The organism is Pantoea sp. RSPAM1 (assembly GCF_038816185.1).
In the GTDB taxonomy this organism is placed as follows: Bacteria; Pseudomonadota; Gammaproteobacteria; order Enterobacterales; family Enterobacteriaceae; genus Pantoea; species Pantoea ananatis.
On record NZ_CP046138.1, the window covers coordinates 189302 to 213414 of the forward strand.

Annotated in this window: 16 protein-coding genes, 5 pseudogenes and 1 riboswitch; of the genes and pseudogenes, 14 read left to right on the forward strand and 7 right to left on the reverse strand. The window is 52.7% G+C overall.

The genetic code is table 11. The features are described from left to right. Positions 1 to 15 precede the first annotated feature (15 nt). The gene (locus tag GKC68_RS22980; RefSeq protein ID WP_342656925.1) at positions 16 to 1251 is read left to right on the forward strand and encodes a thioredoxin family protein; all 1236 of its coding nucleotides are present in this window, start codon (positions 16 to 18) and stop codon (positions 1249 to 1251) included. Between the two features lie 124 nt (positions 1252 to 1375). Then, complete coding sequence (locus tag GKC68_RS22985) at positions 1376 to 2068, forward strand: aspartate/glutamate racemase (RefSeq protein WP_342656926.1); 693 nt, start codon at positions 1376 to 1378, stop codon at positions 2066 to 2068. A 44-nt stretch (positions 2069 to 2112) separates the two neighbouring features. Here GKC68_RS22985 and GKC68_RS22990 read toward each other — a convergent pair whose 3' ends face one another. Then, on the reverse strand, positions 2113 to 2469 hold the full coding sequence (locus tag GKC68_RS22990) for a cupin domain-containing protein (RefSeq protein ID WP_110982806.1): 357 nt from the start codon (positions 2467 to 2469) through the stop codon (positions 2113 to 2115). 1029 nt (positions 2470 to 3498) lie between these two features. Between GKC68_RS22990 and GKC68_RS22995 the strand changes: the two genes are divergently transcribed. After that, positions 3499 to 3720 (forward strand): hypothetical protein, encoded by a 222-nt coding sequence (locus tag GKC68_RS22995; protein WP_028722692.1) that lies wholly within the window; start codon positions 3499 to 3501, stop codon positions 3718 to 3720. A 104-nt stretch (positions 3721 to 3824) separates the two neighbouring features. On the opposite strand, the gene GKC68_RS23000 is transcribed toward GKC68_RS22995, so the two are convergent. After that, positions 3825 to 4484, reverse strand: coding sequence for a DUF1345 domain-containing protein (locus GKC68_RS23000; RefSeq protein WP_028722693.1), 660 nt, complete (start codon positions 4482 to 4484; stop codon positions 3825 to 3827). 585 nt (positions 4485 to 5069) lie between these two features. After that, positions 5070 to 5168, forward strand: a riboswitch (guanidine-I (ykkC/yxkD leader). A gap of 55 nt (positions 5169 to 5223) precedes the next feature. Here GKC68_RS23000 and GKC68_RS23005 point away from each other — a divergent pair. From GKC68_RS23005 to uca, 6 genes and pseudogenes are all read left to right on the forward strand, one after another. Continuing rightward, positions 5224 to 6282: a putative urea ABC transporter substrate-binding protein gene (locus tag GKC68_RS23005; RefSeq protein ID WP_058706772.1), complete on the forward strand. Its 1059-nt coding sequence runs from the start codon at positions 5224 to 5226 to the stop codon at positions 6280 to 6282. A gap of 24 nt (positions 6283 to 6306) precedes the next feature. Continuing rightward, the gene (locus tag GKC68_RS23010; protein ID WP_028722695.1) at positions 6307 to 7122 is read left to right on the forward strand and encodes an ABC transporter permease; all 816 of its coding nucleotides are present in this window, start codon (positions 6307 to 6309) and stop codon (positions 7120 to 7122) included. After that, a complete protein-coding gene (locus GKC68_RS23015) occupies positions 7119 to 7901 on the forward strand; it encodes an ABC transporter ATP-binding protein (RefSeq protein ID WP_028722696.1) in 783 nt (260 codons plus the stop codon). Before GKC68_RS23010 ends, GKC68_RS23015 begins: the two co-directional genes overlap by 4 nt. Further along, positions 7898 to 8626 (forward strand): urea amidolyase associated protein UAAP1, encoded by a 729-nt coding sequence (locus GKC68_RS23020; protein WP_064367443.1) that lies wholly within the window; start codon positions 7898 to 7900, stop codon positions 8624 to 8626. The genes GKC68_RS23015 and GKC68_RS23020 overlap by 4 nt, the downstream gene beginning before the upstream one ends. Before the next feature lie 10 nt (positions 8627 to 8636). After that, a complete protein-coding gene (locus tag GKC68_RS23025; protein ID WP_342656927.1) occupies positions 8637 to 9272 on the forward strand; it encodes an urea amidolyase associated protein UAAP2 in 636 nt (211 codons plus the stop codon). Between the two features lie 110 nt (positions 9273 to 9382). Beyond that, positions 9383 to 12986 (forward strand): annotated as a pseudogene (gene uca, locus GKC68_RS23030) (urea carboxylase). 157 nt (positions 12987 to 13143) lie between these two features. Here uca and GKC68_RS23035 read toward each other — a convergent pair. Then, positions 13144 to 14289: a lactonase family protein gene (locus GKC68_RS23035; protein ID WP_342656928.1), complete on the reverse strand. Its 1146-nt coding sequence runs from the start codon at positions 14287 to 14289 to the stop codon at positions 13144 to 13146. A 922-nt stretch (positions 14290 to 15211) separates the two neighbouring features. After that, positions 15212 to 16150, reverse strand: coding sequence for a LysR family transcriptional regulator (locus GKC68_RS23040; RefSeq protein WP_047713688.1), 939 nt, complete (start codon positions 16148 to 16150; stop codon positions 15212 to 15214). A gap of 124 nt (positions 16151 to 16274) precedes the next feature. On the opposite strand from GKC68_RS23040, the pseudogene GKC68_RS23045 reads away from it, so the two are divergent. Beyond that, a pseudogene (locus GKC68_RS23045) lies at positions 16275 to 17653 on the forward strand (MFS transporter). Beyond that, entirely contained in the window at positions 17650 to 18045 is a 396-nt protein-coding gene (locus tag GKC68_RS23050) for a cytoplasmic protein (protein WP_047713690.1), read from the forward strand. The pseudogene GKC68_RS23045 and the gene GKC68_RS23050 overlap by 4 nt, the downstream one beginning before the upstream one ends. Positions 18046 to 18208: 163 nt before the next feature. Here the strand turns inward: GKC68_RS23050 and GKC68_RS23055 are convergent. The 3 genes and pseudogenes from GKC68_RS23055 to GKC68_RS23065 form a co-directional block, all read right to left on the reverse strand. After that, a pseudogene (locus tag GKC68_RS23055) lies at positions 18209 to 18816 on the reverse strand (hypothetical protein); the annotation flags it as partial. 547 nt (positions 18817 to 19363) lie between these two features. After that, the gene (locus tag GKC68_RS23060) at positions 19364 to 20110 is read right to left on the reverse strand and encodes an amino acid ABC transporter ATP-binding protein (protein ID WP_110982792.1); all 747 of its coding nucleotides are present in this window, start codon (positions 20108 to 20110) and stop codon (positions 19364 to 19366) included. A 1-nt stretch (position 20111) separates the two neighbouring features. Further along, entirely contained in the window at positions 20112 to 20750 is a 639-nt protein-coding gene (locus GKC68_RS23065; RefSeq protein WP_110982791.1) for an amino acid ABC transporter permease, read from the reverse strand. A gap of 268 nt (positions 20751 to 21018) precedes the next feature. Between GKC68_RS23065 and GKC68_RS23070 the strand changes: the two are divergent. The 3 genes and pseudogenes from GKC68_RS23070 to GKC68_RS23080 all read left to right on the forward strand — a co-directional run bounded on the left by GKC68_RS23070 (position 21019) and on the right by GKC68_RS23080 (position 23763). Continuing rightward, positions 21019 to 21770 (forward strand): annotated as a pseudogene (locus GKC68_RS23070) (ABC transporter substrate-binding protein). 45 nt (positions 21771 to 21815) lie between these two features. Next, complete coding sequence (locus GKC68_RS23075) at positions 21816 to 22421, forward strand: cupin domain-containing protein (RefSeq protein WP_028722706.1); 606 nt, start codon at positions 21816 to 21818, stop codon at positions 22419 to 22421. Between the two features lie 14 nt (positions 22422 to 22435). Continuing rightward, positions 22436 to 23763 (forward strand): annotated as a pseudogene (locus GKC68_RS23080) (FAD-binding oxidoreductase). The last annotated feature ends 350 nt before the right edge of the window (positions 23764 to 24113 follow it).

Below are 24113 nucleotides of genomic sequence, written 5' to 3' on the forward strand. Positions count from 1 at the left end.
CTGGACAGCGCTATCATGTTGACTGCAATCGCCGCCGCTTTTCTGGGCGGCATCATACTTAATCTTATGCCCTGTGTGTTTCCGGTAATCTCGCTGAAAGCCCTGAGTCTGTTGCGCCACAATGCCCACCCGGCACATGCGCGGGCCGAAGGGCTGACCTTTCTGGCGGGCGTGGTCGTTACGATGGTGTTACTGGTCAGCGTGCTGCTGTTGGCAAGGATGGGCGGCGCTTCCGTCGGCTGGGGTTTCCAGTTGCAATCGCCGTTGGTGATAGCGCTGCTGGTGCTGATCATGGTGGCATCGGCCCTGAATCTGTTCGGTCTGTTTGAAGTTGGCTTGTCTCTCCAGCGGGCCGGCGAAGTCGGCGGCGAACGAGGCGGGTTAACGGGCTCGGCATTAACGGGAGCCCTGGCCATCATCGTGGCGACGCCATGCAGCGCGCCCTTTATGGCCAGTGCTATCGGCTATGCCTTTACGCAGCCACCCGCTATTAGCGTGGTTATTTTCCTTTCACTGGCGCTCGGGTTTGCTGCACCGTTCACGCTGATCTCCTTTTTCCCTGTGTTTGCCCGCCGCTTACCTGCGCCGGGTGCCTGGATGATCACGCTCAAACACGGACTGGCTTTTCCGATGCTGGGCGCGGCGGGGTGGTTGATTTGGGTTTTGGAGCGTCAGGCCGGTTCGACAGCGCTGGCCGCTATCCTGACGTGCTGCCTGATGTTAAGTTTTGCAGGCTGGTTATACGGCATGGCGCAGAAGCGACAGATGATGGGAAAACGGCATTGGGCATTGCATAGTGCTACTGCCGCGATGGTCGTTCTGTTGGTTCCGCCGCTCTTGACATTGAAAACCGCCACGGCCACACCGGATTCACCTGAAACTGTCGCCGCGGCTGCGGTGGCATGGTCACCACAAAATGTGGACGCGATAAAAGGTCAGGGCAAACCCGTGCTGGTGAATTTTACGGCCTCATGGTGCATTACCTGTCAGGTTAATGAACGGACGTCACTGTCCACCCAGGCCGTAAAGCAAGCGATGGCGCGTACCAACACCATTTATATGATTGCGGACTCCACCAAATACAATCCGGATGTTGAGCAGGCACTCAGTGATTTTGGCCGTGGCGGTCTACCGTTGTACGTCGTGTACCCGGCAGATGGCGGAAAACCCGTTGTCCTGCCTCAGGTGTTAACGCCAGGTATTGTCATCACGGCATTGCAGCAGGCCAGTGAACAGGGTAAAAAAACCTGATGACATAAGCACTGGGTGTTCGGATACCTGCGTGAGATGCGCGATGTGGCCTTTACACCTGCCGGGAGACCCGCGCTGCTGGGCAATGTCATCCAGATTCAGCACGGCATGTAAAAGGATGAAAATGAAAACCATTGGACTGATCGGCGGGATGAGCTGGGAATCCACCGTCCCCTACTATCGCTTAATCAATGAAGGCATTCGGGACAGGCTCGGCGGGCTACACTCTGCAAAACTGCTTCTGCACAGCGTGGATTTTCATGAAATTGAAGCCTGCCAGCGCAGTGGCGACTGGGATCGGGCTGGTGAACTACTGGCGGAGGCGGCCGTGGGTCTGGCGGGCGCCGGTGCTGACGCCATCGTCTTATGTACCAACACGATGCACAAGGTTGCCGGGGCGATTGAATCTCGCTGTCATTTGCCTTTTTTACATATCGCGGATGCGACGGGCAGGGCGATAAGAGCCAAAGGGATAACGCGGGCCGCGTTGCTGGGAACCCGCTATACGATGGAACAGGATTTTTATCTGGGACGACTGCAGCAGCACTTTTCAATTGACACGATTGTCCCCGAGGCAGAACAGCGCGCTGCCGTCAACCACATTATTTTTGATGAACTTTGCGTCGGGAAATTTACCGAAAGCGCGCGCCAGTATTACCTTGGAGTGATCGCACAATTGCGCGACCAGGGGGCACAGGCGGTAATTTTTGGCTGTACCGAAATTGGCCTACTGGTGCCGGAGGAGAAAAGCGTTTTACCGGTCTTTGACACCACCCGGCTCCATGCCAGCGATGCCGTCGACTTTATGCTGTCCTGATCGTCCGTTGTCCAGCCAGTCAGGACGCACATCTGGCGCGATGATCAGGGCGTGTCAAAAATCACATAGAGCTTGCGCATCGTGGTATCCATCACCCAGGTACCTTGCGTGTTTGCTTCAAAAAATAACGTGTCACCGGGTTTGAAATGCTGTGGCGCTTCGCCATCAGCGGTAAATGACCCTGTTCCAGAGAGGAAGTGCATCATTTCGGCCTGCTTAACGCCGCGACGATAACTGCCCGCCGTACATTCAAAAATGCCCATATCAATACTCTCGTGGCCGGGGATCACCGTCTGCAGCCCGGCGAGCACGATCTCCGGTGAACCGGGCAAACCCTCTACGGTTCCCCAGGATTCGAGAGCGGTGATCGACGCGGACTGTTCAAATTTTTGGACTTTCATTTTTTTTTCCTGAGCGAGTGTCATGGTTATGGCAAACATTGGGCGTTACCCTCAGCTTAAACAAAAGCAGAAAAACAAAGCGCGCTTTAACTTGTCGTGTAAAAAACTTCTGCTCAGTCGCCGTCGTTCTAAAAGCAGGAAATGCCTGATAAGGTCTGTCACAGCATGACGGCTCACCCAGATGAGAGGCAGAGGGATGCTGCTATTTGCACGGCCCGTTTTCTGCACGCGACCGGTTGCGTGGAAAAAGCACCTGCGTTTATTACAAAGAAAATTAACGCGTTTGCAAATGGTGCCAGGAGCAGGGCTCTGTCAACAGAACAACATTATGATGTTTAACGATGTTGAGCATTAATTTACGAGGGCGTTATTTAAAAATGCCACTGAAAATTCACTCTTCATATAAAAGGTAATGAGGATATGAGGGCTCAACACAGGCGTTGCGCAGAATCGTCCACTACTTCTTTTCATGCAGTGAGGCGGAATAACCGCTTATCGGTAAACGGGTTTGCATATCAAAAATATGCTAATGAATACAGGTTTAAAAAAGTGCCAGTAGCAGGACATCCCGATCTCGCTGATTCATTTTCCGATGCAGAAGTGGGGCATTACATGCAGTAGTCACGATGCGCAGTAAGACCATGCTGATCAGATGGACTGGCGTTGTGAAAAACGGGTGATGATGAGAGTGGGTTGACATGCGCAAGCCTGTCAGGGCATCGTCAATTTTTTTACTTTTACCTTATTATTTTATTAAAAAATAACCACGCAGAAAAACATTTTAAATTTTGATATGCGCAGAAATAGTTTTCCCGGATGGCATAATAAAAAACAGGGCATTCAGAATGCTACTGGCAAATTTTACTGCCTGATGCTGACCGTTCGCGCGTTTATCACTGCGCCAAAATAACAATCTTAACGAAAACTAAACGTCTTATAAACACAATAAAACCTGAACGGAAAATACGTGCAATGTAGCTATGCTTAATAAGGGTTGACCATTATTGATAATATTCAGGGAGTCAAAAGATGCATAAACTTTCTCTTGTTGTTATTACTGCAGGGCTGCTCATGGCAATGAGTGCTCAGGTGGAAGCGAAAGGGTGCCTGAAAGGCGCAGCGGTGGGCGGTGTGGCCGGACACATGAAAAATCACGGCGTTGCCGGTGCAGCAGCAGGTTGTGCCGTTGGACACCACATGGCGAAGAAAAAACAAAAGCAGGCTGATGCACAGCAGCAGGGGCAGCAATAATCAACGCGTTTCGACATCGCCCGTCTCCTGACGGGCGAAGTTGAACAAATCAGGCTGTCATTTCTGCGCAGGAATAATCCCTCTCTTTTCAGTGTTGCCAGGCGTTAACTTAACAGGCTGGCGGCTACGTTTACGGATAAACCCAGAATCGCCAGATTAAAAATAAAAGAGATAACCGACTGCAACAGGGCGATCTTGCGCATTTCTGTCGTGCCCGTCGCCACATCTGCGGTCTGGGATGCCACCGCGATGGTGAAAGAGAAATAGAGGAAATCCCAGTAAGCCGGATGCGTCGGTTTCTCCGGAAAGATCATCGGCGTCATACTGTTGTTGTGATGCAGGTAATGCTGATGCGCATAATGCATCGCAAATGCGCTGGGCAGTAAGGCCCATGAGCCGATGAGCGTCATGGCAGTCAAAAGTAAATGCAGAGCCCGCGACGAGCCCGTCAGGCTTTTTAACGTGGGAAGCTCGCTCATGATCGCCACCATACTGATCATACAGGCCACGATGACCAGCCCCAGTACCAGCCCGGCACTTTGATCCTGCATCTGGGCGATTCGTTTAATTTCATCAGGCGCGGTACGTAACATGCGAAACCAGATAAACCACAGATAGAGCCATGCCAGCACGTTCCAACTGATTAACAATCTCTGCATTTGTCCCAGATGCTCAGGCAGTAAAACATAGCAAACGAGACCAGCCATCACTGAGATCAGCAGGCGAAACCGGGCAAACAGATTTGAGCGAAGAGAAGAGGACATGGTCGTGTTTTTACTGGTTACTGAGTCAGTTAACTGTAGTGCAGGCCGGATGACCCTGCTGCAAAAAACGCGCGACGTTTATGGCGGGTTAAAGAACCGGCAGAACGCAAAGCCAGTCTCTGTGTCGCACGCCATTGCCATACCCGCGTGCGAGCATCAACAGCAGCAATGAAGGGTCAACAAACCAGAAGTGCGGAGGGTCACCATTAAAAGCGTTTAGGATCCCTTAAGCCACAAGGATGGCTATTGCGCAATGGTGGATCCCCTTTGGCCGCGCGACATGTTCAGGTTAAAGGACCTCGCGCGGTCAGCTGCGGTGCGTCATACGTTACACTGTCACGTATTATCCAGGCTGGACATTACCGCTACAACGTCGCCCAGGAAACCGCGCAGAGAGATGTGAGGACTGCACAGCGTCTTTGGTGTGCCCGTCAGCACTGATTATGTGCAATGCCCCTCCGTCACTCATCATTCTGGTGCTTCGTCACCGGAAATAATGCTAACTCACTGATTTTTATCGTGAGAAATTCTGGCACGCCAATTGCAAAAACCTGATCGGTAAGCAGCGCAACACATAATCTGAAATAAATAGCTGGCTAGGGTTCCGGTTCACGCAGGTGAATGTCTGGTCCGAGAGCTGGCGACCTCTGTGAGGTTACACGGCGGGACAAAAGCCCGGGAGACAGCAGCACCGTCAGGTGTCGCGCTGCTCCTTTTTTGTGCCAACCAGAGGTTAACCATGAAAACAACGCCGTTCATCCGCACGCTTTTGCTGTCACTCACCTTGCTGATCAGCTTTTCTTCCTTCGCCACGGTTAAAAAAGAATTCAACATCTGCTGGACGATTTATGCGGGCTGGATGCCGTGGGGCACCATCAGCAATGAAAAAATTATTGATAAATGGGCCAGCAAATACGGCATCAAAATCAATATTGTTCAACTCAACGACTACATCGAATCCATCAACCAGTACACGGCAGGGCAGTTTGACGGCTGCACCATGACCAACATGGATGCGCTGACTATCCCGGCAGCAGGTGGGGTAGATTCGACAGCACTCATCACCGGCAGCTATTCCGATGGCAACGACGGCGTCGTGCTAAAAGGGGTGAATAAAAAACTCAGCGATCTGAAAGGGATGTCGGTTTATCTGCCCGAACTCTCGGTATCGCACTATCTCCTGGTTCGCGGGCTGGAAAAAGCCGGACTGCAGGAAAAAGATGTGAAAGTGGTTAACACATCCGATGCGGACATCGTCTCGGCCTTTGGCACCAGCAATGTGCGGGCAGCGGTAGCCTGGAACCCGCAGTTGTCCGTCATTAAAAAGACGCCACAAACCACCGAAGTGTTTAGCTCCACCCAGGTGCCCGGCGAACTCATCGATATGATGGTCGTGAACACCCAAACGCTGAAAGATAATCCCGCCCTTGGCAAAGCGCTGACCGGTGCGTGGTTTGAAATGATGGCAAAAATGCAGGCGGGTGATAAACAAGCACTGAGTGCGATGGCGGCAGATTCCGGTACCGACCTCGCGGGCTATCAGGCTCAGCTTAAAACAACGCATCTGTTCTGGACCCCTGCTGAGACATTGGCCTTTATTTCCTCGCCCGATCTGCCAAAGACCATGCAACGCGTGGCGAACTTCTCGTTTGACAAAGGTCTGCTGGGTCAGGGCGCACAGAGCGCTGATTTTATCGGCATGACGTTCCCGGGCAACGTTACCGTTGGCGATAGTGCTAACAGCAAACTGCGCTTTGACGACAGCTATCTCAAGCTGGCCGCTGCGGGCAAGTTGTAACCACTGACCACGGGAGTTCATGTCATGCGCTACATCAACCGCTATCCCCGCCAGGGCATGCGACTGACGCTGATGCTGTTGCCCTTCGTGCTGATCATCGCCGCCTGGTTTATCGGATCAGCGGTGCGGCTGGAGGCCAATCCGCAGGACAAACTGCTACCCGGACTGTCGCAGATGATTGAGGCGATTGACCGGATGGCCTTCACGCCAGATAAGCGCAGTGGTGAATACCTGCTGTGGGCCGACACGTTTATCAGCCTGAGCCGTCTGCTCATGGGGCTGGCGTTATCCTCGCTGATTGGTCTGTGCCTCGGCATTGCCGCGGGCGTTTTTCCGACGTCCCGCGCCGCACTGTCACCCCTGATGACGGTTGTCTCAATGGTGCCGCCGCTGGCGATTCTGCCCGTGCTGTTTATTGTTTTCGGCCTGGATGAGCTGTCGAAGGTCATGCTCATCGTCATTGGCATTACGCCGATGCTGGCACGCGACCTTGAACAACGGGCACGGGAAATTCCGGCGGAACTGTTAATCAAAGCGCAAACCCTGGGGGCAAATAGCTGGACGGTCGTGCTGCGGGTCGTGCTGCCGCAGCTGTTATCACGGCTTATCACCTCGGTACGGCTGCTGCTGGGATCGGCCTGGCTGTTTTTAATTTCCTCCGAAGCGATTTCGGCGACCGCCGGGCTGGGCTATCGCATTTTCCTGGTGCGTCGCTACATGGCGATGGATGTGATTATTCCTTATGTCATCTGGATCACGCTGCTGGCCTGGCTGATGGATCTGGGCCTGCGCAAGCTGCACAACGCCTGTTTCCCTTGGGCGGAAGGAGGCCGGGAATGAGTTTTATCAGTATCAACAATATCTGGCAGGAGTACGGCGACCACGTGGTGCTGGAACGCATCAATTTGCAGGTTAAGGCGGGCGAGTTCTGCTCTATGGTCGGTGCATCAGGCTGCGGGAAGTCGACGTTTTTGCGCCTGCTGCTGGGTCAGGAAAAACCCACCCGGGGAGAGATCACCCTGGAGGGTAAGGCACTGGCGACAGAACCCGACCGCAGCCGCGGCGTCGTATTTCAACGCTATTCCGTGTTTCCCCATCTCAATGTACTGGATAACGTCGCGATAGGGCTCGAACTGCCTGCTTCGCCCTTGTCTGGTCGCCTGTTCGGCGCCCGAAAACGCGCGGCCCGGCAGCAGGCACGACAGATGCTGGACAAAGTGGGACTGGGAAATGCGCTGGATAAGTATCCGGCACAGCTCTCCGGCGGAATGCAGCAAAGGCTGGCAATTGCCCAGGCTTTTATCATGCAACCGCGCGTGCTGTTGTTGGATGAGCCCTTTGGCGCACTGGATCCCGGTATCCGCAAAGACATGCACGCGCTGCTGCTTCAACTGTGGAGTGAAACCCGAATGACGGTCTTTATGGTCACCCACGATCTTACCGAAGGCTTCAACCTGGGTACCCGGCTACTGGTCTTTGACAAAGTCCGCCACGATCCCCAGGCCCCTCATGCCTGGGGCGCGCGTATTACCTATGACATTCCGCTGAATGAGGCGCGAATGGCACAGCTGATGACAGACAGTAAAGACAACGTTTATGCATTAAGGAGACAGCAATGACGGCACGTTTTCACTCAGCGCCCAGCCTGCGCGAAGAGCGGCTTCCCGGCGGAGCGCATACTTCATTCATTCTGCGCAAAGGGCACATCCTGCGCCTGACCGATATTGATGGCGGCGCGAACGTCAGCATGATGATGCTCAATCCGCATGAGAAAAGTGAACGCCTGAATCTACCGGATACGCTGAAGGGCCAGCATACGGCCCGGCTCACTACCGGCCACTGTTTTTATTCCGATATGGGCCGCGTACTCGCCGGGATCGTGGCGGACAGTTGTGGCTGGCACGACCCGTTTGGTGGCGTACTTAACGCGGCGGAAACGCGCGAAAAATATGGCGCAGGGCGCTATCAGGAGTTGCGAAATGGGTTCTACCGCAATGGTGTCGATAATCTGCTGGTCGAGATGGGCAAATGGGACTTGGGTCTTGAAGATCTGCTCATGGTCGTTAACTTCTTTAGCAAGGTCACCGTCGATGAAGATGGCCGCTTTCGCTTCGATACCGAACACAGCCGCGCAGGGGATATTGTTGAGCTGTTTGCCCCAATGGACGTGCTGATCGTCCTGACCGCGCTCCCTCATCCAATGGATCCTGCCCCTGACTATGCACCGCGGCCCATCCAGCTGAGCTGGTATCAGGCCGATGACGTACAGGCTGCCACAGAAGCGCTGTTCATCCGCGATGAAAATCAGCGCGCGATACATAACACCCAACTTTTTGCCCTGTAAGGAGTCAGTGATGATGATTATTCCCAGTGATCGCCGCCCAGAGGATTCGGTTTACCGTCATGTGATCCCGGCGGGCGAACCCTGGCTGTTTGAGGTCAAACAAGGGCAAACATTGCGTCTGCTCGACCTGGAAGGGAATCAGGCGATCGATACGCTGTTCTACAACGCAGATAATCCGCGCGAACGTTACGATCCCCAGCGTACGCTGCGCCGTCAGGGTAATGCTTACCTGACCACCGGCAGCGTACTTTACTCGAATATGGGCAATCCGCTGCTGACGATTGTCGCCGATACCTGTGGCCGCCACGATACATTGGGCGGTGCCTGTGCGCAGGAAAGTAACACCGTACGTTATGCTCACGACAAGCGCTATATGCACAGCTGCCGGGATAATTTTCTTTGTGCCTGCCTGCATGACGGTCGTCTGCATAAACGCGATATCGGCGCCAACATCAACTTTTTTATGAACGTTCCCGTCACGCCGCAGGGTGGACTGACCTTTGAAGACGGTATTTCCGCCGCCGGCAAATATGTTGAACTGCGCGCCGAGTGTAATGCGGTGGTCTTGATCTCAAACTGTCCGCAGCTGAATAACCCCTGTAACGGCTGGAATCCCACGCCCGCCGAGGTATTGGTATGGAACTGAGCCTGGTGCGACTGAACAATACGCACGCCTGAACAGGAGAAGCCCGGGGACGGCCCCAGGGGACATGTCGACTTTCTGCGGGACGACCCGCTTTTCTGAGAGTTCCGCTTATGTTTGATACCTTACTGATTGCTAACCGCGGTGCGATCGCCTGCCGCATCTTGCGCACCCTGCGCGCCATGCAGGTAAAGGGGGTGGCTGTCTATGCCGAGGCCGATCTGGGCAGCCTGCATATTCGTGATGCTGATGAAGCGTTATCCCTTGGCGACGGCCCGGCGGCACAAACGTATCTGGTCACTGAAAAAATTATTGCCGCAGCGCAGCAAAGTGGTGCACAGGCGATTCATCCGGGCTACGGTTTTCTCTCTGAAAACGCCGGGTTCGCTGAGGCCTGCGAGGCCGCAGGGCTCGTTTTTGTTGGCCCAACGCCACAGCAGTTGCGGACTTTTGGCCTGAAGCACACGGCCCGTGCTCTGGCAAAAGCCGAGGGGTGCCCTTGCTGGAAGGGAGCGAATTACTGGCCGATGCAGCTGAAGCCTGCCGCGTCGCCGAGACCGTGGGTTATCCGGTGATGCTGAAAAGTACGGCGGGAGGCGGCGGGATTGGCATGCGCGTTTGTCGCGATGCGCATGAACTGACGGAAGCGTTTGATACCGTGCAGCGGCTGGGGCAGAACAACTTTAGTGATGCCGGCGTGTTTCTCGAGAACTATATCGAACGCGCACGTCATCTTGAGGTGCAAATCTTTGGTGACGGGCGGGGAGACGTTATCGCGCTGGGCGTGCGTGACTGCTCGGTGCAGCGGCGTAACCAGAAGGTCATCGAGGAAACACCTGCCCCCAACTTGCCTGAAGGCATGGCACAGGCGCTCTGCGAGGCGGCCGTTGCGCTGGGTAAAGCAGTGAACTATCGCAGCGCGGGCACCGTGGAGTTTGTCTATGACAGCCTGAACCAACAATTCTACTTCCTGGAGGTTAACACTCGCCTTCAGGTCGAGCATGGCGTAACAGAGCAGGTCTGGGGCGTTGACCTGGTGAAATGGATGATTGAACTGGCTGCAGATACCTTGCCGCCCCTGCGCGAGCTGGCTGCCGGGCTTGCGCCACAAGGCCATGCTATCCAGGCACGCATTTATGCGGAAGATCCGGGACGGCAGTTTCAGCCTTCCCCGGGCCTGCTGACAGACGTTGCCTTTCCCGACCAACAGGATGCTCGCCTGCGCATTGATCACTGGATTGAAGCCGGTTGCGAAGTGCCGCCCTTTTTTGATCCGCTGCTGGCGAAAACGATCGCCTGGCGGCCCAGCCGCCCGGAGGCCATTGCCGCACTGGCGCAGGCGTTGGCAGAAACGCGTTTGTACGGTGTTGAAACCAACCGCCTCTATCTGCAGCAAATTTTGGCATTTGCGCCCTTTGTTCAGGGAGAACCCTGGACCCGTTGTCTGGAACAGCTGAGCTATCAGGCAGCGACCGTTGAGGTGCTGAGCGCCGGTACGCAAACCAGCGTGCAGGATTATCCGGGCCGTCTGGGCTACTGGGCGGTCGGCGTACCGCCATCGGGGCCGATGGACGACCGCGCCCTGCGTTCAGGCAATCGGCTGCTGGGCAATGACGAGGGGAAGCCGCACTGGAAATGACCCTCACCGGACCCACTCTGAAATTCAATACCGCCATCCAGGCCGTCATCTGCGGTGCACCACTAAGCGCTACCCTGGATGGCCAGCCCGTGCCGATGGATTGTGTTTTTACTATCTCCGCCGGGGCGACGTTAAAGCTGGGTGCTGTGAGTGGAGCGGGCGTGCGAAGCTATCTCTGCCTGAGCGGCGGCATTCAGGTGCCAACGTATTTAGGCAGTAAAAGCACCTTTACGCTTGGTCAGTTTGGCGGCCACGCCGGACGCGCACTGCGTAGCGGCGATGTGCTGCACCTGGCCCCACAGGCGGCAACGGAAGCTGGCGCGGCACTTCCTGAGGCATTGCGCACGGATCTTCCGCAAATCCGCACCCTGCGGGTAATTTATGGTCCACACGGTGCGCCGGAGTTCTTCGCGCCGGACTATATCACCACTTTTTTTGCCACGGACTGGGAAGTGCATTTTAACTCCAGCCGCACGGGCGTCCGCCTGATTGGGCCCAAGCCCATCTGGAGCCGAGATAGCGGGGGCGAAGCCGGACTGCATCCGTCAAACATTCACGACAATCCGTACGCGGTAGGTGCGGTTGATTTTACCGGCGATATGCCGGTGATTCTGGGCCCGGATGGACCCAGCCTCGGGGGATTCGTTTGTCCGGTCACAGTCATCGAAGCCGATCTCTGGCAGTTAGGGCAGTTAAAAGCCGGTGATAAAGTGCGCTTTACCTCGGTGGATTTGCCCACCGCGCGCCAGTTGGCTAAAGCGCGAGGCCAGGAACTGGTAACACTCTGTGGCCAGGCGACAGCCTGGCAACCTGCGCCGCTGACCTCGCCGATCGTGATGACCTGCGGTGAGGCCGATAAGCGCCTGGTCGCGCGACTTTCTGGCGATACGCATCTGCTACTCGAAGCCGGGGAGCCGGAGCTGGATCTGGTTCTGCGTTTTCGCATTCATGCCCTGATGCAGGCGCTGGAAGCGCATGCAAAAGACGGGGTGATTGATATCACACCTGGGATTCGTTCGTTGCAGATCCATTTTCAGCCTGAAATCCTCACCCATGACGCGCTGCTGGACTGGGTACGTGGCGAGTGGCTCAGGGTTTGCCTGAGTGATGATCTGCAGGTGCCAACCCGCGTAGTGCATCTGCCGCTTTCCTGGGACGATCCCGCCTGTCGCCAGGCGATTGAAAAGTACATGACGACGGTACGCCCTGATGCGCCGTGGTGCCCCAGTAACCTTGAATTCATTCGCCGCATTAACGATCTGCCTGACGAACAGGCGGTCTGGAAGACGGTGTTTGAGGCCAGCTATCTGGTTATGGGGCTGGGCGATGTCTATCTGGGGGCGCCGGTTGCGACACCGCTGGATCCGCGCCATCGCCTGGTCACCACAAAATACAACCCGGCGCGCACCTGGACGGCAGAGAACTCGGTCGGTATCGGCGGCGCTTACCTGTGCGTTTACGGCATGGAAGGGCCTGGCGGCTATCAGTTTGTGGGGCGCACGCTTCAGATGTGGAATCGCTATCGAGAGGTTGCTGATTTTGCAGGTAAACCCTGGCTGCTGCGCTTCTTTGATCAACTGCAGTTTTATCCCGTATCCGCCGAGGAACTGGTGCAAATCCGCCGCGATTTCCCGCTGGGACGTTATCCGCTGCGCATTGAGCCCAGTACGCTGCGGTTGCGTGATTATCAGCAGTTTCTCGCTATCGAGGCGCAAAGCATCGCGGCGTTTCGTGACCACCAGCAGCAGGCGTTCAGTGCGGAACGCGATCGCTGGATCGCCAGCGGTCAGGCCCATTTCGACAGCCAGGAGAACGTGGCAGAAGAGGGCGGTGACGCACCGCTACAGCAGGGCGAGCAGGGTGTTGAAAGTCCGGTTTCCGGCAACCTTTGGCAAGTGCACACCACGGCAGGAAGTCGGGTTCAGGCGGGAGATGTTCTGGTGGTGCTGGAATCCATGAAAATGGAGATTCCGCTGCTGGCACCCTGCGATGGGATCATCCAGCAGGTTAACGTACAGCCCGGCAGTGCCGTGCGCGCCGGACAGCGGGTTGCGGTGATTGTGGAGGATAACACCTGATTTTGCGTTGGCTCTGGCAGCGATAATCGCTGGGCCTGAGTGCTTATCGGTCACGCCCGTTAGTGATCTTGAACGTGCAGGTGCGCGAGGCTGACTTCCTCGTGCACCTGCACGCTGCGTCGGTAACACGCACCACAGCGTGAGGTGCATGTTTTTTTCAGGGAACAATAACCATCTGTGAAGGCGCGCCTACGGCAACATAGTTCCCGGTAAAATTGATTGCGCCACTCGCTTTATCCACCCTAAAGCTGGTGATGTTATCGCTACGCTGATTCATCACGTAAATCATGCTGCCGTCAGGGGATAATGTCAGCGTTCGCGGGTAATCTCCGCGCGTCCACACATCATCTTTATGCGTCAGTGTGCCATTAGCATTGACCTCAAAGTGTGCAATGCTGTCATGCAGACGATTGGCCACGTAAAGATTTTTCCCTGCCTTATCAATGACTAACCCGGCTGCAAAACTGGTACCTTTATAACCGGCAGGCAGCGTAGACACCGTGGCCTTTTCCTGCAAAGCACCGCTTTGCGGATTAATGAGGTAATGCGTGAGCGTGGAGGCTTCTTCGTTCACTAACCAGAGCGCATGACCCTCAGCGCTAAAAACGAAATGGCGGGGGCCTGCACCGGTAGACGAGGCGTTTATCCATGCGGGTTTGCCGGGCGTCAGCGTACCGTCTTTATTCAGGTGGTATTGGTAAATGCGGTCCAGCCCCAAATCCGTCGAGTAAACAAACTTGCCCGTAGGGTCGCTGGCGACCATATGTGCATGCGGACCATTGTGATCGCTGATGGCAAAGCTGCCTTCTACCGCTGCGGCCGGTTTGCTTGCGCCAGCTGGGCCGCTGTCCTGATGATGATCGACAGCCTCACTCAGCTTGCCTTCTGGCGTCACCGCAAACACTGTAATACTGCCGCTGACATAATTGGCGACCATCAGGTAACGCTGATCGGGTGACAGGGACAGGTATACCGGTCCTTTGCCTTGCGTGTCGACCTGATTTAATGCCGTGAGCGAACCGTCCGTACCAATCTGATAAGCAGTGATGCTGCCTTTCTCAGTCTCACTCGCCACATAAAGATGTTTACCATCGGTTGACGCCACCATCTGTGCCTGGTTGGGCAGTTGACTCACCAATGTTTTTCCCGACAGTTCACCCTGCGCATTGAGGATAAATCGATAAACCCCTTCGCCATTGGGATTATAGGTTCCCACATACGCGTAAGATGCCTGAGCCATCAGCGGCACAATGGCCGAAATACTTGCAACGGCGGCTACAGCCAGAATCGTTTTATTCATCATTTTTTCCTACTCGCCAGTGTCGTTAATTTTTACGGTCGCCTGAACATCCGGGTAATGAATGCTTAGTAAGCAAAAGGGCAGAGCGTCGCGTTTCAGTAATATGTTCTGTCTTCATATCGAAACGGTTGCCAGAAAAGGGAGATGAGCGATATTCGTTTGCTGTTTGTCATGTCGCTTTTTGGAATGTCAGAAACGGCCCACGTGGCACAAAACCTTACGTTGATGTTGTTGGTTTTCTGATGCGTCCGTTAAGCGTTGTGTCAGCTATGTTAAACCAGAGTCTGGACAAATTATCAGCAATGTCTGGCCGGATACAGCGAGTGTTTTTCCAGAACTAAACGGAAATGTTTTGGCAGGGAGTGAGAGATGTCACAGGAGAGGCAAGTACTCCAACTTTTACTCTCCGTTATCTGCGGGTGTGGACAGTATTTCGCGCATTTTTAAAGGGTTTTCAATGAGAATTAATCGATCCGCGCCGGATCCGCCAGAGATCGGTTTCCGGCTTTTCTCCTCTAAAATCGGCGACAAGAATCAATAGGTATACTTTCGATGTCAATAAAAAATTTAATATTTACGAATGCCGTTCTATAAAATTTTCAATCCAAAATAGTCTCAATAATCATTTTTGGATAATTTATGTGCACGTGGTCGGATTGACTTGATACTTGATAAGTAACAGTCAAAAATATTTAACTTCATATTTTTTAAAGTTATAATCTAGATATATTTTTTGCCATGTCTTTTGTTATTTTCTAGATGCTTCAAGCAAAAATTTTAAAAGCAGAACGGTATGCCATTCAATCACCGACAGATGAGGAAAGATCATTAAATAAATTAAGGATATTACGTCATTTGAGGTGAGATAATCGAGTTGACAGGTTTTAAATTGGCTAAATAAAGCGCTAATCATCAGATGCAACTATTAGTTTTTTTGAATTTTAACAGAGGGCCCTGTAGTGTTGATGCCTCCTAAGCGATCATGCAGGAATTCTATAAACGTCCGTACTTTCTCTGGTACATGACGTGTATTTGGGTAAAGCGCATAAATGCCCTGTCGGGGGAAGTGATGATCTGGCAGCAGTTGAGTTAATTTCCCTTTAGCTACTTCATCCTGCACCAACCAGGCTGGCAAAAGCGCAACACCGGTGCCTGCCAAAACGAAAGCCAGCAACGAAGATGCACTGTCAGCCGTGATCATGGCCGGATTATGTACGTTCAGAAGTACGTTTTCTCCCTTTGGAGTGGTCACCTGCCATCTTAATGGCGTCGATAATCGGCTATGCCCAATCCATTTTGCCGACGCAAGTTGTTCAAGGTCCTGGACTGGCTCTTTACCCAAGTTATTCAGATACCCGGGAGCCGCTACCGCCAGAATTTCAAATTGATCGATGAGGCGTGCGTGATGATTTGAGTCGGAAAGATGGCCAAGTCGGATGGCTACATCAAAGCGGCCAGCAATCAGATCGTCATTTTTTGATGATGACTCGTGCTGGATGCGCAACTGAGGGTGTTTAGCAGCAAAGGCAGACAGTGCAGGCACTATGACGCGGGCACCATATTCTGGTGTTGTTGTTATTCTGAGTAAACCGTTTAGTCCCGAGTGATCGCGCCGGACATCCTCCAGCAGGCTTTCCGCATCCTGAAGCAACTGAAGACAGCGATGGTAAAATCTTTCACCGGTGTCAGTTGCTGAAACTCGGCGGGTACTTCTGGTGAGTAGCGATACACCGAGTTCTTCTTCGAGATGTTTAATATTAAAACTCACCACCGCTTTGGTTAATCCGAGCGTATGGGCTGCGCCGGTAAAACTGCCTGCCTCTACCACTGCTACAAAGATTCCCAGCCGTTGCATATTGATCATTAGGGCAACTTCCTCAAAGCTAACTGTCAAAAATTTTTTGACAGTGTAACAACGCAAAATGAATTTATCATGATTATTTATGACCCTATACTGCGCGCCATATGCAGTCTTTTCCGAGAAAAATATGACTTATCGAGTGCGCGTAGCCAGTGTGTATTTGCTGGGATTCTTTATCGATTTGGTGAACATGTTTATCGCTAACGTTGCTTATCCTGAAATTGGCCGACGTTTTGATGCACCCGTTAGCCAGTTGGCATGGATAAGTAATGGCTACATCCTGGGCCTGACGTTGGTCATACCGCTTAGCCGCTGGCTGGCAAGACGTATGGGGGCCAAACGCCTTTTTATGCTCTCCTTGCTTATTTTTATCTTAGGTACCTGCGGCGTCGGTGCATCAACATCGGTTACTCAGCTTATCGCGTGGCGCGGGATGCAGGGCATTGGAGGCGGGTTATTGATCCCCATCGGACAGACGATGACCTATGCCTTATACACGAGTAATGAACGCGCGAAGTTATCCTCAGTTGTGATGTTGGTGGCATTACTGGCACCAGCCTTATCGCCAGCTATTGGAGGCGTGTTGGTAGAAAACCTTAGCTGGCGGTGGGTATTTCTTGTCAGCCTGCCACTGGCGATAATCGCATTTGTATTAGCCGCTTTCTGGCTCAAAGCTGAAAGCCAGGTGAAGGAATCAGATCCTTTGGATTTTGTGGGTTTGATAAGCGGTTGTGCAGCGCTCACACTGATCCTCCTCGGACTGACAAATTTGGGCGAAGCAGGCAGACTTGACCAGGGGGCGTTGATGCTTCTTGTTGGTGTCTTTGCATTAGTTGGCTATGTATGGAACGCGCTAAATAAAAACCGTCCACTGATTAATCTTCATCTGATTAAAGATCCACTCTTACAAACTGCCATGCTGATTTATCAGTTCATACCGGGTGTGTTCACCGGCGTCAGTATGATCACCACGCTTTATCTACAAAACCAATTGGGCATGCATGCAAGCTTTGTTGGAGCGCTCATGCTGCCATGGTCACTGGCTTCATTTGCTGCCATCAGTTTGACAGGTAAGAAATTCAACCTCTGGGGGCCACGCCCGCTATTTATAACCGGGTGCCTGGTTCAGGCTACGGTATTGGCATGTTGGCGCTAACCGGCCAGGCAGCGGATGCCATTATTTGTGTGCTGGCTTTCGTATTAATGGGATTTGGTGGAAGCTTGTGTAGCAGCACCGCTCAAAGTTCTGCTTTTATCCAAATCGCAGATAGTGAACTCGCTGATGCCAGTGCATTGTGGAATATCAATCGCCAGCTCAGTTTTTGTCTGGGTGTTACGCTGATCAGCCTCCTGTTTAACCTCATTGCTAATACAGGTATGCCCATGGAGCAGTCTTATCATCTTTGCTTTGTGCTGGCAGCATGCAGTGCTGTCATTCCTGTCCTGTGTTGTTTCCGCATTGCAAATGATCAAGTGATCTTTACGCTTAATAAGGAGAAAAAATGAACCGTTATTTTAAAGAAGTCTTGGACGCCCATGTATTAATTCGAAGCTGGCTAGGGAATAAAGATGCAAATGATGAGGTTTGTAAGGATCTCTTAGCGCGCTTTAGCCCTGAATATTCCATGGTTACGCCAAGCGGCACTTTACTGGATTTCACTACATTAAACTCATTTTTCCGCACTCAGCGTGGAGCACGCCCGGGTTTAGAGATTGATATCAACGATATGCAGGTTATTGCTGAGAGTGAAAAGGGAGCAACTGTTGTTTATAAAGAGTTGCAACATCTTCCTGAGCAAAACCCCACTCTCCGTTTTTCAACTGTTGTATTCGAATTGAATAATAATGGTCAGGTGATCTGGCGTCACCTTCACGAGACATCGTTACCGCAGTCTTAACAACGTTTGTAATCGTGTCCTCTGACGTGTGAGAGCTTGTTCTCACACGAACACGAGTATGAATAAGCGAGACGTCTTCATAAATATGGGAATAAAGGATATTAACTTGAGATTTATAAAATCGCTTCATGGTTATAAATAATAAAATCAACTCCTCTTAATTATCATTTTTTTCAGGTAGATAAAGCGTTTTATCACACTGGACTGTAAGCGATTTTGAGACGCGCCTTGGCTCGCGCCAGGTGAATATCAGATCCAGATTATCGCCTGCATCAAATGCCCGGTGAACGTTAAAATCATGTCGCGATTCTTCAACAAAACGCCGGTTGTAGTCCGTCATGAACTCAGCGGCAAAGGCATTAGCTGCTTCCGGTGTGCTGATTTTGCGCAGCCGCATCTCCCTAACCAGCCTGTCCTGAAGCGTCAGATGTGCACGTTAAACACGGCCCCTGGCTGAACAGGTATTAGCACAGATACTGGTGATGTTCAGCTCGTTCATCGCGCGCCGAACTGCGTCTGGCCGCCACCGCCAGCCGCATTTTTGTTAATACTGCGAAAAATGCTGGCTTTGTCGCTATAGAATACCAGCGGCTTACCGTGCAGTTCCAGATAGCCGCGCGTGGCGTCAAAATAGGTGAACGTGAACTGATAACGTGCAAGCAGACGCCGGCAGTGGCGATCCGTAAGGCCGGGTCGTTGTGATACGAGCGAAGTGGTGAGCCTGCCATCAATGACATCCTTCAGGATTTTGAGGCGGTTAACTTCATTCATCGTAAAGCACTTCGAACCCTAAGCCGTTATCAGTTGCGTCCTCAGCCGGTAAACCCTGGAAAAAAGGACGATAAAGCGTACATCTCAATATAGCCAGAGGCGGACACTACAACTTTGCGACTACAATTATAGTGCGTATAATACATCTTATGTTAAATAATATATCCCGCCACGTACCCGGTTACACACCGGCACCTCACCTGCGTCCCCTACGGGTCTGAAGCCCGTTGATCACCGGACGCGCTTCGTGAAAACTGGCGCACACAACCCCTGAGGGTTATGCAGAATTCACGTAGCGTTGCCTGTCAGGATCTGACCCCTGCCCACTTTTAGCTGCACGGCAGCGTCATCATACTCCGTTGTCTACGCCTCATGCGCCTTGGTCGTTCAGGCTGCTCGTGCGCGTGCTCATCAATAAGCAATCGTACCAACACAATAAGAATCATCATCCGCACGCAAACTGCCGTTTCACAGATTTCGGCACTGTAGTTTCAGCGCTAAAAAGTCTCAGGAGTGACAGAATCGAATAGCCCGGATTGCTCCTGTCTCATCCTGTTCCGGACGCAGATGTTCCCAGCACCCGCCGCAGGAAATCTTGCGTGCGCGCCCCCTGAGGGCGCAACAGCACCTGTTCAGCGTGGCCCTGCTCCACAATTTGTCCGCTGTGCAGGAAACAGACGCGATCGGCGACCTCTCTTGCAAACTGCATCTCATGCGTAACCACGATCATGGTCATTCCCTGCTGTGCCAGGTTGCGCATGACCTGCAGAACCTCGCCAACTAACTCAGGATCGAGTGCTGATGTTGGTTCGTCGAAAAGAATGGCTTTCGGCTGCAATGCCAGCGTTCGGGCGATGGCCACGCGCTGCTGCTGACCACCGGAAAGCTGCGACGGCCAGGCGGCGACTTTGTCGGCCAGCCCGACTCTTTCCAGCAACTCTTTGGCTATCTTTTCGGCTTTACTGCGCGATTCACCGTTAACGTAAATCGGACCTTCCATCACGTTTTCCAGCACGCTACGGTGCGGAAAGAGGTTAAATCGTTGAAAAACCATTCCTATCTGCCGACGAAGCGCATTGATATTTTTACTTTTACTGTCAACATGCTGGTCGAGCACGCGAATGGTACCGTTTTCATAGGTTTCAAGCCCGTTAATACAACGCAGCACAGTCGATTTTCCGGAACCGGAGGGCCCCACCAGGCACACCACTTCGCCCTCATCGACGCGGAAACTGACCCCTTTGAGCACTTCAACAGCACCAAACCGCTTATGGACATCACGAATTTCAATCATCTCAGGCTCCTTTTTTCTGACGATTTTCAAGGTGCTTAGTGAAAGCCAGCAGTGGCATGCACAACGTCAGATAAAGTAACGCCACCAGCGTATACACGGTGGTGTTATCAAAGGTTGAGGCGGCCTGCCGGGTCATTTCGGTCACCGCGATCGTTGATGCCAGCGCAGAATCTTTCAGCATCATCACCAGCGTATTGCTGTACGGCGGCAGCGCGACATGAAAAGCCTGAGGCAGGATGACGCGTCGCATCGCTTTAAAGAAGCTCATGCCCATCGAACGCGCCGCTTCAAGCTGACCACGATCGACCGATTCAATACCCGAGCGAAAAATCTCTGCGAGGAAGGTGGAAAAGCAGAAAGCGATCCCGACCACGCTGGCCTGAAACGATGTCAGGGTAATGCCGATATCGGGGAAAACGAAATAGATATAAAACAGCACCACAATCATCGGTAAGTCACGCGTGATATTGATGATGACGCTCACGGGCCAGGAGATGATTTTAAAAGGACACATTTTTGCTGCAGCAAGCACCAGACCTAACGGCGTGCTGATGAGCAAGGACAAGATCGTGATATAAATTGTCATTTCCGCCCCTTGCAAAAGAAAGGGAAGGTAAACGTGAACACTGCTCCAGTCCAATATGCGCTCCCACCGGTGTAGAGTGTGAGGCTAAAATTCATTTTAATGAATATGGCTACCCGTAAATATTGTCAAACTTTTCATCTGATGACGTCATAGCATTAACTTATTTACGTAAAAATGGATTGAAAGCTCAATTTTCGCCGAAATAAAAGGGTGTTATGTTAATTTGTGAGGCGCTGCATCTTTAGAAAGAAAAGATTGACAAGTGGGGATTTAATTTCATTATAGTGAATTTAATTGTTTGCATGTTAATCAGGAGTGAGTGATGTCTGTTCGGTCGCACGTTACTAGGGCTTTATTGTCTGTTGCCCTCGGCGTCACTTACAGTGCGCACGCTGACACGCTAACGGCAGGCTCACCGCCCTCCAGTGCGCCAACGACATTTCTGGATACGAAAACCGGTAAGATTGAAGGCTTCATGCCGGATGTGGCTGCCGAAGTGGCTAAACGGCAGCACCTGGATGTTAACTTTACGGCTGTGCCCTTCTCTACGCTTATTCAGTCTGTGTTGCTGGCAAAATTGACATGATCGTGGCCGGGATGACACCCACACCCGAGCGTGAAAAACGTATCTCGTTCTCACAGCCGGTTACCGCGTTTGGACCCGGGTTGGTCGTGCGTGATGACAACAAAAAAGTCTATCGCTCTCAGCAGGATCTGAAGGGTGACATCGTTGGCACCATGACAGGCACCGATTACACGCAGGCTCTGATTAAGAGCGGTATCCCGAAAGAGGTGAAAGTGTACGACAGTCCGGCAGACATGATGCGTGATCTGTCGCTGGGTCGTATCGCGGCGGGCATGAACGATTACCCTGTCATGAAATATCAGGAAAAATCAGGTGTGTACAAAGGCATGCATGTGGTGGATGGTTATAAGCCTGAGCATATCGCGCCCATGGCCTTTGGTGTGAAAATAGGCAACGATAAGCTGCTTGCCGATATCAATACCGCCCTGACGGCGATGAAAGCGGATGGCACTTTGCAAAAAATCAAAGCTAAGTGGGGAATGCCCTAATCGCGCTTTCATGCACGGAGGCACGAAACCTTAAGGAACATGGTGATGAAAACAGCGTTAATGCACTCTGAGGATCTGAGTGCCGTCGAGATCAATATTGGCGTACGGTTAAAATTACTACGCAAGTCTCGCAATATGACTATCAAAGCACTGGCGCAACAGGCCAATGTGTCGGCAGGGGCAATTAGCCAGATTGAACGTAATCTGGCTAACCCGACGGTACGGGTACTGGAGCAACTTCGGGTGGTCTTGAATGTCCCCTTGACCGCTTTTCTTGAACAACATGAGGTGATGCGGCCAGGTGCTGAACACTATGTTCGCCGCTGGCGTGAGCGACCGCATTTTCAGGTCGGCAAGCAGGGTATTAGCAAAGAGATGTTATCGCCGTCCGGCGAACACGATATCCAGTTCATGTATATCAGCATCCCTCCCCGTACGCGTTCTGAAGAGATGCTGACGGGGATAGGTGAAAAAGCAGGTGTGGTCATGGAGGGCCGGCTTGCGCTTGAGGTGAATGGTGAAACGACTTTCATCGAAGCGGGCGACAGCTTTCAGTTTAAAAGCCATCTGCCGCATAACATTTTTAACGACAGCGACACCGAAGCCCGCGTGTTGTGGATTATGCATATTCCGCCCCGACATCATATTTGAAACAAGGTTAACCCATGCGAATTAAGGTCGATAGCGTCAATAACAGTACCGTCTTCCCCACCTCTGTCGATGTTGTTGTAATAGGGGGCGGCGTTGTGGGTACGTCGACGGCTTATGAACTGGCGAAACAAGGCGTTTCTGTTGCGCTGTTTGAAAAAGGCGTGATTGCCGGTGAGCAGTCAGGCAGAAACTGGGGCTGGGTGCGCCAACAGAACCGTGATTTGCATGAGCTGCCGATGGCGATGCGAAGCCTGCAGCGCTGGGATGAACTCAGTACTGAAATCGGAATGGATCTGGGCTTCAGGCGCAGCGGCATTCTGTATGGCACCCTAAATGACGCTGACCTGGCGCGTTGGGAAAAATGGGGCCAGCAGGCAAAGCAGATTGGCTTTACCAGCCAGTTGTTATCCGCGCGTGAAGCTCAGGAACGTATTGGTGACAAAACAGCCTGGCGTGGCGGCGTGTGGTCGCCAACGGATGGACGCGCAGAACCGTCACAGGCGGTACCCGCCATCGCAAAAGGTGCGCAAAATTTGGGGGCCAGCATTTTCCAGCATTGCGCCGTGCGTGCACTGGATATCAGCGCAGGACGCGTTTCTGGCGTCTGGACAGAGCGCGGGTTAGTCAAAGCCAGCCGGGTGATCTGTTGCGGCGGTGCATGGAGCTCGCGTTTTTGCAGACAATATGGCGTTGAACTCCCCGCGGCCAATATTCTGGGCACGGTATTCAAAACAACGGTAGCCCCGGAGGTCGTCCAGGGCTGCCTGAGCACGCCAAATCTCTGTCTTCGCCGCCGTCTGGACGGCAGTTATACGGTTGCTGTTCCGGGCCTGGGACAGATTGATTTAGCGCCGCAGAACATCCGCTATGCCGCAAAGTTTTACCCTATGTTCCGCAGCAAGGTGGCTAAAAAACTAAAAATCCGACTGAACGGCTCGTTCTTTTCTGGCCCTGAAGCGTCCGGACGCTGGTCTCCCGACAAACCTTCCCCCTTTGAAAAGATCCGGGTCCTGGATCCCACACCGGATAAACGCATCGTTAATGATGGTCTGGCAGAGTTGACCCGCTTGTTCCCGCGCTGGAGGGAGTAAAAGTCGATTATGCCTGGGCGGGCTGGATTGATACCACACCGGATTTGGTGCCGGTTATCGATGAAGTGAGCCAGATACCCGGCATGTTTATTGCCTCTGGCTTTAGTGGTCATGGTTTTGCCATCGGCCCGGGCGCGGGATTGATGTGTGCACAGATGTTGACGAATAAGCCCGTTTATACGGACCTCACGCCTTATCGGCTCTCACGCTTTGAGAAAGGTAACGCGATTCGCCAGCCGCAAATGATGTAGCGGTGCAGACCACTGAGACAGGCTATGCGGACGTGCATGGCCTGCATTGGCCTGTCTCGTCAACATAGCCACGATCTGTTAGTGATCTACCGGGCGATTGCCCCCTTTCTGAGCACGCTTCATTTGCACGGTGTAAAAATGAGCCCCTTATTCCCCTATTCTGATTAAGTCTTCTGTGGTGAGGCGTGAGAGAAAGGTCATCAGTCATTACCGGATAGAAAGGCGTAAAATCGATGAACACAGCGGTGAGCAGGTGAGTACGACAAAGGGGCACCCGACCTTTGTACTGCATCAATGGTGCTCATTACTGCCGGTTCCAGGGGCTGTGGCTCAGTGGAACGAAAACTCAC